Genomic DNA, 14,556 nt, shown 5'->3' with positions numbered 1-14,556 from the left:
AATAATAATTATTTAGATTAGATAATTAATCAAAATATATTATATATTAACCATTCAATTTGGCAAAACCAAACTAATACAAGGGGCTTTCCAAATTTCTGTGCTTTAGTTTATACAGCTTTTTGGAGATAATTCCAAAATAGCTGAAAATATTGCCTAAATGGCAACATTGCTCTGCTTAGTTTAGGTATTGTCAGTGTTGAGTTTAGTTTATCCATTCTGAATTCTCTACTTAGACTTGTCTATTAACTACGTAAGGCTTGTACAAATAACTACTAAAGGTTTGTTCTCAGTATTGAATAGCCAATTTCCAGTGTTATCTGCTCAACTTTATATATAGAGGAGAAGCGAATTTGGTATACTTAATTCTCTGTCTATACCAAAATCTACGTTAGAAAGAGAACAGAGTAAACATCTAAGCAAAAGAAAGCATAACGATGTAAAACTACGTTATAGCCTCTAATAACACTCTCTTGGGCTGCACCTCGCCAATAAAAGCGAAATATGTAACTTTTCTGTAGTTGACTACTGCTAGATTTAAGTTACTCTTAAAGCGGATCGCTTCTTGTAAGAATCTACCCTGACAGAAGTGTATAAAGATATAGTTAAATTTAGCAATTCTGTCCGAGATTTTTAATTTGCAAACTGAATAGTTTGATACGGCGCTCAAAAACCTGATCCACTACCCTAAACAAGGTAGTCAATTAACGACTCAATATCATCTGTCTGGTAATTGTATTGAATAGTTTACAATACCAGTGGATGAGAAAATCTAAAGAAAATATAAAAGAAACTCAAATTACTGTGGTGTCTGGAGGACAAAAGTGTTTCTGAGACTAGCACATCAACATCGACAATTCGTCCAAGACTTGGTAATGAACCTACAAGCCTTGGCGGTTGTATTAGAGCGGCGCGGGTATCCTGCATCTTGTTACACCTGTGGCGACCAAATGAATAGTGCATCGTTTATGGTTAGCTTGGGTGATAACCACCTGATTCGGTTTTTGGTGTCCGATTACGGGATTACTTGGACGGAAATGCGGGATGACCGCGAATTAATGAAGCTAGAAGGTGCGGAGGCAATTAGCCAATTAGACGAACTGGCTGATCTTGTCAAGCAATCTATGCAAACCGATACAGGCTCTAAAACTCTTGCCAAGAAGTATTAAGGTTTCAAAGGTCGATGGCAAATTAGAAATTCATTATCGGTAATTGGTAATGGTGAGTTAGCGATCGCTCTTACCTATTCTCCATTACCATTAAGTGATTGGCTCGTGGCTGGCCCATCGCACATTTTTTTGTATCTGCCAAAACCTCACGAGCCGCATTTTGAGCCTTTAGCTGGAAGGTTAGTAAAACGCACAAGATAATTAGTAATTACTAATTCATAATTCATAATTATAAAGACAGGTTAAAAAAGCTGCAACTATCAAGCAAGCAACTCCGTTTTGCCTGGGTCTAAATCTACTTATATAACGAAATTATGAATTATCAATTATGAATTATGAATTTTTAATGAATTTTTTAGCTGACCGAAGAGGCAGGGATCAGGGTGAAAAGGGGAAACGTTTCTCGCCAGCAAAGCGCACCCTGCCTTGTCTGATTAATTTTGCTGGATTCGTAGTAACCACAAAACGTGCTTAAAAATCTAGGATTAAAGTCCTTAGTACGAACTTTTTCCCCCCTCAAAATTAATGACATAAACCACTAGTGGTCTGTCCCATTAATTTTGCTGGGTTGTAGAGACGCGAAATTTCGCGTCTTTACAGGGTTTTGGTAATAAACTAATCAATCAGAACTAATGGGACAAAACACTAGTAGTCTGTCCCATTAATTTTGCGGGGTTGTAGAGACGCGAAATTTCGCGTCTTTACAGGGTTTTGGTAACAAACTAATCAATCAGAATTAATGAGACAGAGCACTAGTGGGACTTAAACAAAAAATCAAACCTAAGCAAGGTATACCGTTATACTGCTGGCTTGGTGTATTTTCAACTCGGAATAGGTTTCGGCGAAAAGATTAAAGGTTTTTTATGCTATTCAATAATTTGTAAAATTTATTAGGTGCTGAGAAATTTGAAGATGTCAGAAGAAAAATCTAGCCAACCAAAACTACCACCAACCACCGCCCTTGACAATCCATCAAGTCATGAATTTGGGAATTGGTTTGAATATCCTGTCAGAGTGCAACCCCACCACACTGACTATGCAGGTGTTGTCTGGCATGGTTCTTATATTGCTTGGATGGAAGAAGCACGGATTGAATGCTTGCGATCTATAGGGATTGAATTTGCTGATTTAGTCGCTATAGGTTGCGATTTACCAGTTGTAGAATTGTCGGTGCGCTATCATCGTGCAATTCAATTGGGTATGGCAGTGATGGTAAAAACGCGCATGGCTGAGGTGACAGGTGTCCGCATCAATTGGGATTATGCCATTGTCTCAACTGATGGACAAGAATTATACGTCACGGCTAAGGTGACATTAGTGGCTTTAGATCGCGACAGAGGCAAGATTATGCGTCAGTTGCCGCCGAGTTTTAAGGATGCCTTAGCCAAGATTTCAGCATTAAATAAAAATTGACCAAGAAAGGTTGTCATTTAATATTTTTATACTTCACTTTTGCTCATGAAAGGTGAAGTATAAATTTTTACTTTCCTGTTTGGATCTGCGACAGATTTTGAGCAAACTGGGTTACATAATGCCAAATATCTTGTGGAGTAATGCCAAAACTAATATTTAATAAAACAAGGATTGCCGCAAGAGTTAATGCAGTGCTCACGGTTGCTTTCAACAATTTCCATAATATTATGAAGACTATCCAAGCTATAATCAACGTAATAATCATATATATTAATTCCTTAATAATTGCCCTTGTCTGAGAAGGTCTTTATTTAGAAAGGGTAAATTTTTATCTGAAGTCAAAATTACTATTGCTAAAGCTATTAGACCTAATTTGGAATAGATACTAAAGCTAAGATTTTTGTCTAACTGTGTCAATGCCATATTAGCTGAAAATGATCCAATTATTCGGGTAAAAGGCAACTTATTTGGCAATTTGGCAGAATTGCTGGAAGTTTTTTGAACAAGGTAGCAAGCTAACAATACTGGCAATTAGACTTGGATTTTTAGCTGTTAGCCTTCAGCATTAGGCTGAAGGCTAAATAGGAATTGGTCAAGAGCCAGAAAATCTGCCTTTTGGGTATCTGAATGAAGTTTTTTATCGCAAAGAAATTATCCGCGAGTGAGTTTCTAACTTTTCAGTCGCTGTTAAAACTTCTTGTCTTGCCCATTTATCTGCTGCCAAAATGTCATCTAAAGAGGGATTTGCACGGTGATCATTTTGATGGCGATCGCACACCCATTCGATACACCGGGGAATATCTAAAAAGCGAATTTTTTCATCTAAAAATAAAGCTACAGCTTGCTCATTTGCGGCATTTAACACAGCTGGCATCGAACCACCAGCTTTACCCACAGCATAAGCCAACTGCATACAAGGATACTTCTGGTGATCTGGTTCACGGAAGGTTAAGTTTCCAGCTTTGACTAAATCTAGTCGTTCCCAGTTGGTGTAGATGCGATCGGGCCAAGATAGAGCATACAGTAACGGTAAGCGCATATCCGGCCAACCGAGTTGGGCTAAAACGGAAGTATCTTGCAATTCAATCAGCGAGTGAATAATGCTCTGGGGATGAATGACAATTTCGATATTGTCATAATCCAACCCAAACAGGAAGTGAGCCTCAATTACTTCCAGTCCTTTATTCATCAAAGTAGCAGAGTCTACTGTGATTTTCCGCCCCATCGACCAATTAGGATGCTTGAGCGCGTCAGCAACAGTTACATCTGCTAACTTTTCTACATCCCAGTCTCGGAAAGCCCCACCCGATGCCGTGAGTAAAATTTTCCGCAAGCCCGCCTTTGGCACACCTTGGAGACACTGAAATATTGCGGAATGTTCGGAATCGGCTGGGAGTAATTTTACACCGTGTTTTTCAACTAGGGGTAGAACCACAGGGGCCCCAGCAATCAGGGTTTCTTTGTTCGCTAAGGCAATATCTTTACCAGCTTCAATAGCTGCGATCGTGGGTAGCAAACCAGCACAACCAACGATCCCAGTCACAACAGTTTGAGCATCGCCGTAGCGAGCGACTTCTATCACTCCAGCTTCACCAGCCAGTAAAATCGGTTGGGGATCAAGGTCAATGATAGCTTCTTTGAGCGCTGGTAATTTATCTTCTGAGCAAATGGCTGCTATTTCCGGTCGAAACTGCCGAATTTGAGCAGCCAACATCTCTACATTGTTCCCAGCTGCCAATCCCACAATCCGAAACTGATCTGGGTACTGAGTGACAATATCTAAAGTCTGAGTACCAATAGAACCAGTGGAACCAACAAGAGTAATCGCTTTCACAATTGCTTAAGGATTTACAGACAACTCCCACTATAAATTGCTGGGGACTCTTTAATAACAGGAATCACTATAATCGATACACTGAGGGCAACGAGAGGGAGAGGGGGAGACGCAAAGAAGGAAAATTTACCTGTGTCCTCGTCAGTGCCTTAGCCCCAATCCGTTAATTTCAACTCGATATGCTAGCCATAAAGTACTAAAATTGCTCAATTTTCATATAAATAGACAAAAATTGTATTTGTAAATAGTATATTTTAAAGATAAATTCCGAGACAATTGGCAAAAGTAACTAAATAGGGAATACTTTTAAGTAATTTTTAATCTGTCCAGTTTGTTAATTATGTTGGTGGAAGATTTAATATGCAAAATGTTAGTCATAAATTGCTGTGTTGCAGCTATATGTAAAAGAATGCATAAAGGAGTTTGTTGAAGCACTCAACCTTATGGTCAAAGTTCAGATAGTTATAAAAAAAGTTTTATGGAAAAATGATTTCCTGTTTCCAGCAGCAATATGGCTTGCCAGCCGAATATTTATCTGGACTGCTATGTTGCTGATTGCGCCAAAACTACCGTTACCAGCAGAAGAATTTTTGCCCCATTTTGGCTGGGGTGTTTTTGATGCATGGGATAGTACGCATTACCGAGCGATCGCAACTTCTGGTTATGAATTTGTAAATGACGGTAAGCAACACAATCTTGCCTTCTTTCCCCTGTTTCCCTTAAGCATTTGGCTTTTGATGAAATTGGGCTTACCGTTTGAATTAGCAGGGACGTTAGTCAACAACTTGGCATTTTTCGCAGCCCTTTACTGTTTGTACTTTTGGATCAAAGAGAATTATGGGATCAATGCAGCGCAGTGGACGACTTCTGTAGTTTCTTTGTATCCATCTTCCATGTTTACAGGGGTAGTTTACACAGAGGGGCTGTATTTGTTTTTGAGTACATCGGCTTTGCGGGCGTTTGATCAAAAGCAGTATGGCTGGACTGCCCTTTGGGGCGCGATGGCTACAGCAACACGTCCTACAGGTATGGCACTAATTCCAGCATTTGCGATCGCAGCCTGGAAAGAACGCCGACCACCCATTGCCTATATAGCCGGTTTTTCTACCGCAATTGGCATACTTCTATTCAGTTTGTATTGTGCGATTTATTTTGGTAACCCTTTAGCTTTTATCGAAGCACAACGGGGATGGCGACCAACTCTAGGTTTTGATTGGCAGGGTTGGTTAAACATGATCATGCAAATTGCAGTTGGCAGTAAAAATTGGCGATTTGGTTGGGTTCAAAACCCCTCTGGTGGGATTCAAGACCCCTGGTATATCTTGCTTTTTGGCGTGATTATTGCTAGCGGCTATCTTTTTTGGCGTTTCCGTCAACTTTTTAGTTCTGTAAAATTATTTTATGGCTTTTATGGTTTAGTCTTATTTTTGTTGATTCTGGCAAGCGAACAGTGGATCAATAACTTCCTCAACTTGTTCATGGTCTTGGGTGGTGGCTATATGTTGTGGCGCTTACACAGGCAACTGACCCCAGTTACAGTGATTTATGGCTTTTGTGGTATTGGTTTACTGCTAGCCTCTGGAGGTACTATTTCCTTGAGCCGCCTTGCATACGGTATTGTGCCCTTGAATATAGCCATTGGTGTGCTGTTATCTCGCCATCCTCGTCAGGGATATTTAATATTGGGCGCCTTTGTGACACTACTAGCCAAAATAGCTGTAGGATTTGCCCAAGAGCGCTGGGTTGGTTAGAGGGTTTGATCCATATATATGAGAAGTTGCGTTTAAATTTCCTAATGAGTGTATTTAATCAAACGAAGATAGCGATCGCTTCATTATTTCTAGGTGTAGTTGCCATTTCTTTTGGCTCTATTTTTATGAAATTGAGCGAAATTGAACTCAGCCCTAGTGCAACTGTATTTAATCGCTTTTGGCTTGCTAGTGTACTCTTCTTGGTCTGGCATGGATACAAGGCAATACGGCAGCGATTTTCTGGAGACAAACCTGTAGAACAGCAGACCTACACCAGTCAGGATCTGTTGCTATTGTTAGGCGCTGGTATTCTTTGGGCTGCTACTTTAGTCTTGTTGGCTTGGTCGCTGACTCAAACTAGCGTTGCGATTTCTAGTGTGTTGCATAACCTCGCCCCCATATTTACTAGCTTAGGGGTGTGGGTGTTATTTCGTCAGGGTTTTGAGAGGCAATTCCTAATTGGGATGGTTATTGCGCTTGGGGGAGCGATCGCTATTGAATTTGAGGAACTGCAAATCGCCATAGATGAAGTTCAGGGGGGTTTTGCTGCGATCGTTTCTGCGGTTTTCTTGAGTGGATACCTGCTGATTGTAGAAAAATTACGAACCAAATTTTCTCCGGCGACGATTCAGTTATGGATCTGTGCGATCGCGGCTTTAGTAATCTTCCCCATACTTTTGTTCACTCAAGATCAGGTTTTCCCCTCTACAGCCAGTGGGTGGCTTTGGGTGATTTCTCTAGCCCTGATTTGCCAAGTTTTAGGTCATGGGCTTTTGACCTATAGCCTCGCTAAGTTTTCCTCTGTGGTTGTCTCCTTGGTGCATCTGTTAGAGCCAGTATTTAGTGGCATTTTCGCTCTTGTAATATTTTCGGAAAAATTAACTTTCTCAAATTGGCTAGGTTTTGCTGTAGTTTTAATGGGTTTATACTTAGCCATATCTAGCCAAGCTGTTGTTAATTTGCCGTTTCAGAAATCAGTCAAAACTATAGTTAACACTTTCGTTAAAAGTATGACAAGCAAACTGTCATTACTAAAGCAACAATTCTCCGAAACACCAGCTTTATTGGGAGCTATATCGTTATTTGTTGCCCTAATTCCTATATCTTTGGCACCATCTCTAGCAAAATTATGCGAACAAGAAATTGGTGCAAATGCTGTAGGATTTCATCGGAGTTGGATTGCCGCAGTCGTCTTTGCGCTGTGGAATGGACTTGAGGCTTTGCGCCGCCAACAACCCGATCATCAACCTATAGAACAGAAGCCTTTTACAAAACAGGACGTGTGGCTGTTATTGGCAATGGGAAGTGCTGCAACGACCTCCCTGTTGTTGTGGGCTTGGTCGCTGAGTCAAACTAGCGTTGCTAACGTGGCTTTATTGTCTAATTTAAATCCCTTATTCGTTGCTGCGGCTGGGTATCTGTTATTAGGCCGGCGCTTCGATAACAGGTTTGTTATTGGTCTGGTGATAGCTTTAGGGGGAGCGATCGCCTTTGAACTTCATAAGATGCAATTTGCATCTGACCAAATACTTGGTGATGCACTAGCATTTTTAACTGCCGTTTTTATTGCCACCTATTTGCTGCTGATAGAACAACTCCAAACCCGATTTACTACCGCAACCATAATGCTCTGGCGTTGTGGTGTGACTACAATGTTTCTGTTGCCTATCCTCCCATTTATCGAAAAGAGATTGTTTCCCTATTCTTGGATGGGGTGGTTTTTCATCATTTTTCAAGCCCTCTTTTGCCAAGTGTTGGGTCAGGGACTTGTAACTTATAGCCTCAGCAGACTCTCGTCAGGCGTTGTTGCCGTTACCCTTCTCTTAAATCCAGTCCTGTCCTCCATTTTTGCTTGGTTCATTTTTTCAGAACAAGTAGGTTTGTTTGACTGGGCGACTTTTGCCGTAGTTTTAGCAGGTATCTATCTAGCCCAATCTAGCCAATCCACTGCTCAAGTAACGAACGAAGGCTCCTAGCAGCATGACAGCTAGTAAATGGGGATTTAGGAGGCTCTACAAGTTTTGGATAATCACAAAAAACTTATTAATTTATCCTCTTGATTTAGTATTTGGACACAGCCAACTTGACTGATACAATTTATGACTAAAGCTTCCGACAAGACATTATTAAAATTAGTGAAATCTCAGTTCAATAGGCTATTAATGTCTCTCCCTTTTCCGGTTACTGGATACTTGGCTATTGGTATTATATTAGCAGTATTGATTCGATTGATTTGTGTTCCCAATGAATCGCTGGATTATAAATATTTTTTAGAGCCTTGGTATGATTTCATCGCATCTAATGGCGGATTTAGCGCTCTAAAATATAGTTTTGCTGACTATACACCCCCCTACCTCTACTGGATTTTAATTTCTGCCACCCTGCTATCTGGATTGCCGAAAATTTTCGCCATCAAGCTTTTTGCAATGACTGTTGATTTTTTTTGTGCTTTTTTAACTTACAAAATTGTCAGATTAAAATACCCAGAAGGGAGAATGCCAAATTTTGCTTTTTTGGCAGTTATATTCAGTCCTAGTGTTATTTGTAATAGTGTCATCTGGGGTCAATGTGACGTTATCTATACAACAGGATTGATTGCCTGTATCTATTTTTTATCTATTCAAAAACAACTTCTAGCATTAGTTAGCTTTGGTATAGCACTTTCTTTTAAATTCCAAGCTATGTTTATAGCACCTTTATTATTGATTATGTTGCTTAAAAAAATAATTTATTGGTATTACTTACCATTAATTCTATTAGTATATGTAGTTTTAATATTGCCAGCTTGGTTTGCTGGCAGACCAATCTCAGAATTGCTATTAATATACTTTAACCAAGCTAATAAATATAAAGATCTCACTAAAAACGCACCTAATCTTTATCAATGGATTCCCAATAATTTTTATAATATTTTTGTTCCTATAGGTTTAGTTTTAACTATATGTACAATATTTTTATTTGCATACATCGTTTATAAAAGTAGACTAGAAATTACTCAAGACAGACTGATACACTTAGCTACAATATCAGTTTTATTTATGCCATATATCCTGCCAAAAATGCACGACAGATATTTCTATCCTGCCGATATATTTTCTCTTATCTTTGCCTTTTACTTTCCCCAATATCGTTGGGTGGCTATCGTCGTGCAAATGTCCTCATTTTTTGGCTATTTGGGGACTCCCATATATATTCAGTTGTTTTCTATACCTTTAGGTTTCACACTCTGGTTTGTTGTGCAAAATTGTGACATTATTTATCCCAAATTAAAAGCTTTACCTGGCGAAAATATCAATTAAAAGTTAATTTATCTATCTGCAAAGATGAATATAAAGAAAATTTTTTTGGCTAATGACTTATTTTTTGTCATAGCAATGTGGCTTTCTAGTAGACTTTTAACAGCCATCGCTATGTTACTGATTGCCCCATTATTTCCAAGTTCATCAACTGGCGTTGCTGCCACGTTCGGTTGGGATGTTTTTCATGCTTGGGATAGTGTTTGGTATGAGAAAATTGTGACTTCTGGTTATGATTTCTCTAGTGATGTAAAGCAAATTCACACAGTTGCATTTTTTCCTTTATTTCCATTGTTAAGCCGGATAATTATGTTCATTGGCTTGCCTTTTAAAGTGGCAGGTATATTAGTTAATAATTCAGCTTTTTTAGCTGCCTTACTCATACTTTATTTTTGGGTGCAGGAGCTTTACGACACAAGCACAGCACGATGGGCGACAGCTACTTTAGCATGGTGTCCCTATTCTCTTTATGGAACTGTAATTTACACTGAAGGTCTGTTTTTGTTGTGTACTACATCTGCCTTACGAGCTTTTAATAAAAAGCAATATATTTGGGCAGCATTCTGGGGAGCATTATCTACAGCAACCCGACTCCCTGGAGTTGCTCTTATCCCCGCTTTTCTGTTTGTTTCTTGGAAAGAACGTAGAGGTATAAAAGCTTATATTGCCACTTTAACTGTTGGTTTGGGTATATCTCTGTACAGCCTTTATTGTCAAATTAAATTTGGCGACGCTTTGGCTTTCATCCATGCACAAAAAGCATGGCGTGGTGATGCAACAGGGTTTGCTTGGGAGGGTTGGTGGAAAATGCTGATGCAAATTACGGTAGGTTTCACTAATTGGAAATCTGGTTATATTAAAGACCCTTTATATCCATTATTATTTTTAATAATTATTGGTAGCGGCTGTTTGTTATGGCGCTTTCGTTTACATCTGGGGATGAGTAAATTCCGCTATGGATTATATTTTTTATGGCTATTGTTGTGGTCATTGACAGGAGATGAATTATTTAAAATTGCACTAGTTTTTGGCGGTATCTATTTATTATGGTTATCACGAGATAAAATTCCCATTGTTACTGTTGTCTATGGGTTTTCTTCCTTCGCTTTAATTTTAAACACAGGGATTACAGCCTCGGCTGAACGCTACGCTTACGGTATTGTATCGCTGTCAATAGCATTCGGGTTATTACTTGCCCGTTATCCTCGCTGGGGATACCCAATTATGTACTTTTTTGGAATACTAATGTTCACATTTTCTATTCGATTTGCCCGCGATCTTTGGGTAGCTTAGGTTTAATTCTGAATTGTATTTTGTTAATTTTTGGTAATCAGTGTAAATCCGTTAGCTGTGCCTATAATTTTACTACCAGTTAAATTGATTTTCTGTAAAGCCTCATTGTCTAACAGCAAATAAGATTTATTAGATAACATTTTTTGTAAAATTGGCACAGTTGCAGCAGTTACCTTGCGATCGCTATAAAAATCTAAACTAGGACGGTTATAAGAAAATGAGGTATAAACTGTTGTTCCTGGTGAAACATTTGCCCGAATTAATTCCGCTACTGGTTTAACTGGGAAAGCTTCATTTAATTCCCAAATCCAAGATTGCGAACTTACCAATAGGGTTAAAACTAAATACATTCCTGTAAATAACACTGGAATAAAGTTGCGATCGCGCTGTTTAACTAGCCATGCTGCGATACCCATGCTTATTACCAAAACAATGCTCATGACTATCAAAATCGGCTCTTTTTTAAGAAAAAAGTAAACACAACCTCCTAAACCCGCAATAGAAATAATAGCCAGAAATATTGTCCAACTTCGCACTCTAAAATGACGATTCTGCCAAACTTCGCTCAAATTAGCACCAATTGCCAAAGCTAAAAATGGATATACAGGCATAACATACCACGGGAGTTTAGTTCTCATCAGAGAAATAGTTCCTAAGTAAATAATTGTACCCAAAAGAACTAGATAACCCCAAGTATTATGACGTTTTTTCCAAGCTAGATAAAGTCCTCCAGGCAAAAATAACAGCCAGGGAAAACCATATTTGAGTATTTCTAATAAATAGTACCAAACAGGCCCGCTATTACCTTCAACAGGTTGTAAAAGGCGGTCAAAAGCTTGTGCTTGAAAATGCACTTCTAAAAAAGTACTACCATAATGTTGCCATTGAGCAGTGTACCAAGCGATCGCAGGAGCATTTCCTAATAAAATTCCTACCCATAGATAGGGACTTTTCAATAAAGCCAATTGTCGATCTGCAAGTAAGAATAAAATTGCGATCGCGCCCAACAGCAAAACTATCATTCCCTTAGTTAGAATAATTAACCCCAGACAAAATCCCACGCCTAGAGCATATTTTCGGTTTTGACGTGCCTTCAAAAGACAAAACAACAACAGCAAGAAAAAAGAAATAGTCATTCCATCTAACATTGCTAGCCGTCCATGACGCACCACAGGCAACATTGTCAAGTAAATTAAAGCAGCAAATAGAGCCGGTAAACTTTCGTTAAAAGCCAAACGCCCCATCAAGTAAAGTAAGGGCACTCCCAAAGCAGTTAAAACCGCACCAGGTAAGCGTGTCGTTAACTCTTGCACTCCTCCTAAGTGGTAGCACCAAGCAATTAACCATTGCATCAAAGGCGGTTTTAATAAAAATGGTTCTCCCTGAATAGTGGGATAAAGCCAGTTACCAGTCCGGTAAATTTCTCTAGCAACTAGAGCGTAAGTACCTTCATCCCAATCTCGTAAAGTGGAGTTTCCTAAAAATATCAGCCATAGAACTAGAGATATTACTAGTAAGCTAAATAACCATTCTTTTTCTCTGAATATGACTGTTCTTTTTGTGAATAGCTTTACAATATTTGTGCGATACATTTAGGGCTGATTGTGGTATGGAATAATATTGCTAATTATGTCTCTAGAATACTCACAATGGATACTTTTTTGATAGTATGAGGAAAAAACTTAATCAGCTTGGTTATCTGGGTTGGATAATTGGCGTGAGTGCCTTAATTTTGTTTGGGTGCAGCAGCTTACGACACGAATTATTTCAATCAACCGCTTTTGACTTAGGAATTTTTGACCAGGCGGTTTATTTAATTAGTCAAGGGCAACCGCCTATTACTTCTTTCATGGGTTTTCATATTCTCGGCGATCATGCTGCTTGGATATTCTATCCTTTGGCTTTACTCTATAAAATCTACCCTAGTGTTTACTGGTTATTTGTTGTGCAGGCAGCTGCCTTGGCATTAGGCGCTTTGCCGGCTTGGCATCTAGCCCACCAAGCTGGACTGAAGGAAAACCAAGCAATAGCGATCGCATTTGTATATCTCCTGTATCCATTGGTCTTTAACGCCAATTTATTTGATTTTCACGCAGAAGTGATAGCTTTACCACTACTCTTGGCGGCGGTTTTAGCAGCACGGTTAGGTCAGATAGGGTGGTTTTGTTTAAGTATTTTACTAGTGTTGGGATGCAAGGCGGTATTGTCCCTCACCGTTGCAGCAATGGGAGTTTGGTTAATTTTGTTTGAAAAGCGGCGTTTATATGGCGCGATCGCTATTTGTGCTGGTATTGGCTGGTTTATTATTGCTACTCAGGTAATTATTCCTTTTTTCAGTGGTGCAGAAGCAGCAGCAGTGGGACGTTACAGCTATTTAGGTAATTCAGTTCTAGGCATTGCAAAAAATATAGTATTTCAGCCAGGACTAATCTTGGGAAAAGTTTTTTCACTGGATAACCTGGGATATTTGGTTCTGCTGCTAGCACCTGTGATTTGGGGACTTTCCCTACAAGGAATAAAACCTTTGGTAGGAGCTATTCCTTGTTTGGCGCTCAACATTTTAGCTGATTACCAACCTCAAAAAGACTTGCTACATCAGTACTCTATTCCAGCGATGCCCTTCCTGTTGTTGGCTATAATTTCTAGTCTCGCCGCAGGTAAAGGATGGATACAAAATAAACGAGCGATTATTTTATGGTCATTGGTGGCGTTTTTAAGTCTGGCAAAATTTACCCATTTTGGAGGTAGATACTTAGAATCTATAGATACTTGGCAAGCTACAAAACAAGCGATCGCTCAGATTCAAACTAAAGGAAGTGTTTACACCACAGCAGAAATTTCTCCGCATTTAAGCAATCGAAAATTGATCACCTATACAAATGCCGATTCTTCACCTGCTGATTTAAATGTTTTTAATTATGTATTGCTGAATGTCCGTCATCCCGGCTTTTCAAGTAATCAGGAGTTTGCTGCTAACTTGGTCAATCAACTGAAAACTAATCAAGAATTTCAGTTGAAATATCAGCGTGATGATGTGTATTTATTTGTCAAAGTCGCTTGATGATTGGAGTAATAATTCTCATTGCTGTTGATAGAAAGTCGATATATCCAAATAGCAACTATTACAATTCATCAATTGTTACTAAACCGCCCTCGATAAACTGTATAACAAGTTCATCCTCATCAACTAAACCAGTTCCTAATAAAGGTCGCTTTCCTGTCGCAAGTCATTCACTTCCCTTTCTTCTCCATTCCAAATAATCTTAGCTTGATGTACTGGGAAGATTACATTACTCTTGTCAGCTAAATTTGCATACATATCAAAAACAAACTGTACAAAAAAACACTCTTGTGTATTACTTAAATCAATCATATTCTCTAAAAACTCTCTAGTAATTCAGACTAATTCCGCACCTAAAAGCCTACCTTCAATTGGTTGATACTCATCTTCTAGTAACCATAACTTGGCTGCATTATAGTCATTACTAGAAAATACAATTTTATAATTCTGCGCCGGATCATAAACTTGACAGTTATCTTCACTGTTGCAAAGCAATAAAAGAATATATGAAGGGGATAACATTGGATCTATCCATACTTCTGTAAATTCCCAGTTATTCTTCACTCGGTCTTGTGCGGGGGATGACGTGGTATTGGTCGTCTGCATTGATTTTTATTTCCCCATAGTAAAGTAGAATATGGCTAACATCTGGACTGATTCTATAACCTATAGGTTCATTAAAAAACATTCCATACCGATCATAAGTGGTTACGCAAAATTATTTATGTCATTTCGCTTT

12 protein-coding genes are annotated in these 14,556 nt (G+C 38.9%); 7 read left to right on the top strand and 5 right to left on the bottom strand.

Features of this window, described 5'->3' with window-relative positions; genetic code table 11:
* Positions 1-824 precede the first annotated feature (824 nt).
* Positions 825-1,169: a DUF1815 family protein gene (locus D1367_RS02630; RefSeq protein WP_118162512.1), complete on the top strand. Its 345-nt coding sequence runs from the start codon at positions 825-827 to the stop codon at positions 1,167-1,169.
* 912 nt (positions 1,170-2,081) lie between these two features.
* Positions 2,082-2,582 (top strand): acyl-CoA thioesterase, encoded by a 501-nt coding sequence (locus D1367_RS02625; protein ID WP_118162509.1) that lies wholly within the window; start codon positions 2,082-2,084, stop codon positions 2,580-2,582.
* Between the two features lie 67 nt (positions 2,583-2,649).
* Here the strand turns inward: D1367_RS02625 and D1367_RS31990 are convergent, their stop codons facing one another.
* Both D1367_RS31990 and dxr read right to left on the bottom strand, forming a co-directional pair.
* Positions 2,650-2,847 (bottom strand): hypothetical protein, encoded by a 198-nt coding sequence (locus D1367_RS31990; protein WP_118162507.1) that lies wholly within the window; start codon positions 2,845-2,847, stop codon positions 2,650-2,652.
* Between the two features lie 372 nt (positions 2,848-3,219).
* Positions 3,220-4,416 (bottom strand): 1-deoxy-D-xylulose-5-phosphate reductoisomerase, encoded by a 1,197-nt coding sequence (gene dxr / locus D1367_RS02610; protein ID WP_118162502.1) that lies wholly within the window; start codon positions 4,414-4,416, stop codon positions 3,220-3,222.
* Positions 4,417-4,859: 443 nt separating this feature from the next.
* On the opposite strand from dxr, the gene D1367_RS02605 reads away from it, so the two are divergent.
* The 4 genes from D1367_RS02605 (at position 4,860) to D1367_RS02585 (ending at position 10,756) form a co-directional block, all read left to right on the top strand.
* Positions 4,860-6,167 (top strand): mannosyltransferase family protein, encoded by a 1,308-nt coding sequence (locus tag D1367_RS02605; protein WP_118162499.1) that lies wholly within the window; start codon positions 4,860-4,862, stop codon positions 6,165-6,167.
* A gap of 44 nt (positions 6,168-6,211) precedes the next feature.
* A complete protein-coding gene (locus tag D1367_RS31520; protein WP_220450997.1) occupies positions 6,212-8,143 on the top strand; it encodes a DMT family transporter in 1,932 nt (643 codons plus the stop codon).
* Positions 8,144-8,266: 123 nt separating this feature from the next.
* Positions 8,267-9,466, top strand: a complete 1,200-nt coding sequence (locus tag D1367_RS02590) for a hypothetical protein (RefSeq protein WP_118162497.1) — start codon at positions 8,267-8,269, stop codon at positions 9,464-9,466.
* 24 nt (positions 9,467-9,490) lie between these two features.
* Positions 9,491-10,756, top strand: coding sequence for a mannosyltransferase family protein (locus D1367_RS02585; RefSeq protein WP_181985043.1), 1,266 nt, complete (start codon positions 9,491-9,493; stop codon positions 10,754-10,756).
* A 23-nt stretch (positions 10,757-10,779) separates the two neighbouring features.
* Here the strand turns inward: D1367_RS02585 and D1367_RS02580 are convergent, their stop codons facing one another.
* Positions 10,780-12,348, bottom strand: coding sequence for an ArnT family glycosyltransferase (locus D1367_RS02580; RefSeq protein ID WP_118162494.1), 1,569 nt, complete (start codon positions 12,346-12,348; stop codon positions 10,780-10,782).
* Between the two features lie 77 nt (positions 12,349-12,425).
* On the opposite strand from D1367_RS02580, the gene D1367_RS02575 reads away from it, so the two are divergent.
* Entirely contained in the window at positions 12,426-13,817 is a 1,392-nt protein-coding gene (locus tag D1367_RS02575; protein ID WP_118162492.1) for a DUF2079 domain-containing protein, read from the top strand.
* A gap of 336 nt (positions 13,818-14,153) precedes the next feature.
* On the opposite strand, the gene D1367_RS02565 is transcribed toward D1367_RS02575, so the two are convergent.
* A complete protein-coding gene (locus D1367_RS02565) occupies positions 14,154-14,423 on the bottom strand; it encodes a hypothetical protein (RefSeq protein WP_118162489.1) in 270 nt (89 codons plus the stop codon).
* Positions 14,371-14,505, bottom strand: a complete 135-nt coding sequence (locus D1367_RS33185) for a DUF6972 family protein (protein WP_410477543.1) — start codon at positions 14,503-14,505, stop codon at positions 14,371-14,373. Before D1367_RS33185 ends, D1367_RS02565 begins: the two co-directional genes overlap by 53 nt.
* Between the last annotated feature and the right edge of the window lie 51 nt (positions 14,506-14,556).

Origin of the sequence: Nostoc sphaeroides (assembly GCF_003443655.1) — a bacterium.
Taxonomy (GTDB): domain Bacteria; phylum Cyanobacteriota; class Cyanobacteriia; order Cyanobacteriales; family Nostocaceae; genus Nostoc; species Nostoc sphaeroides.
Note: the sequence above shows the minus strand (reverse complement) of the source record. Positions and strands in the feature narration are given on the sequence as shown.

Bases quoted from the DNA above. Each gene is read 5' to 3' on its own strand.
- D1367_RS02585 (WP_181985043.1), top strand. From the start codon at position 9,491: ATGAATATAAAGAAAATTTTTTTGGCTAATGACTTATTTTTTGTCATA.
- D1367_RS31520 (WP_220450997.1), top strand. From the start codon at position 6,212: ATGAGTGTATTTAATCAAACGAAGATAGCGATCGCTTCATTATTTCTA.
- D1367_RS02590 (WP_118162497.1), top strand. From the start codon at position 8,267: ATGACTAAAGCTTCCGACAAGACATTATTAAAATTAGTGAAATCTCAG.
- D1367_RS02625 (WP_118162509.1), top strand. From the start codon at position 2,082: ATGTCAGAAGAAAAATCTAGCCAACCAAAACTACCACCAACCACCGCC.
- D1367_RS02580 (WP_118162494.1), bottom strand. From the start codon at position 12,348: ATGTATCGCACAAATATTGTAAAGCTATTCACAAAAAGAACAGTCATA.
- D1367_RS02575 (WP_118162492.1), top strand. From the start codon at position 12,426: ATGAGGAAAAAACTTAATCAGCTTGGTTATCTGGGTTGGATAATTGGC.
- D1367_RS31990 (WP_118162507.1), bottom strand. From the start codon at position 2,847: ATGATTATTACGTTGATTATAGCTTGGATAGTCTTCATAATATTATGG.
- D1367_RS02605 (WP_118162499.1), top strand. From the start codon at position 4,860: ATGGTCAAAGTTCAGATAGTTATAAAAAAAGTTTTATGGAAAAATGAT.
- D1367_RS33185 (WP_410477543.1), bottom strand. From the start codon at position 14,505: ATGTTTTTTAATGAACCTATAGGTTATAGAATCAGTCCAGATGTTAGC.
- D1367_RS02565 (WP_118162489.1), bottom strand. From the start codon at position 14,423: ATGCAGACGACCAATACCACGTCATCCCCCGCACAAGACCGAGTGAAG.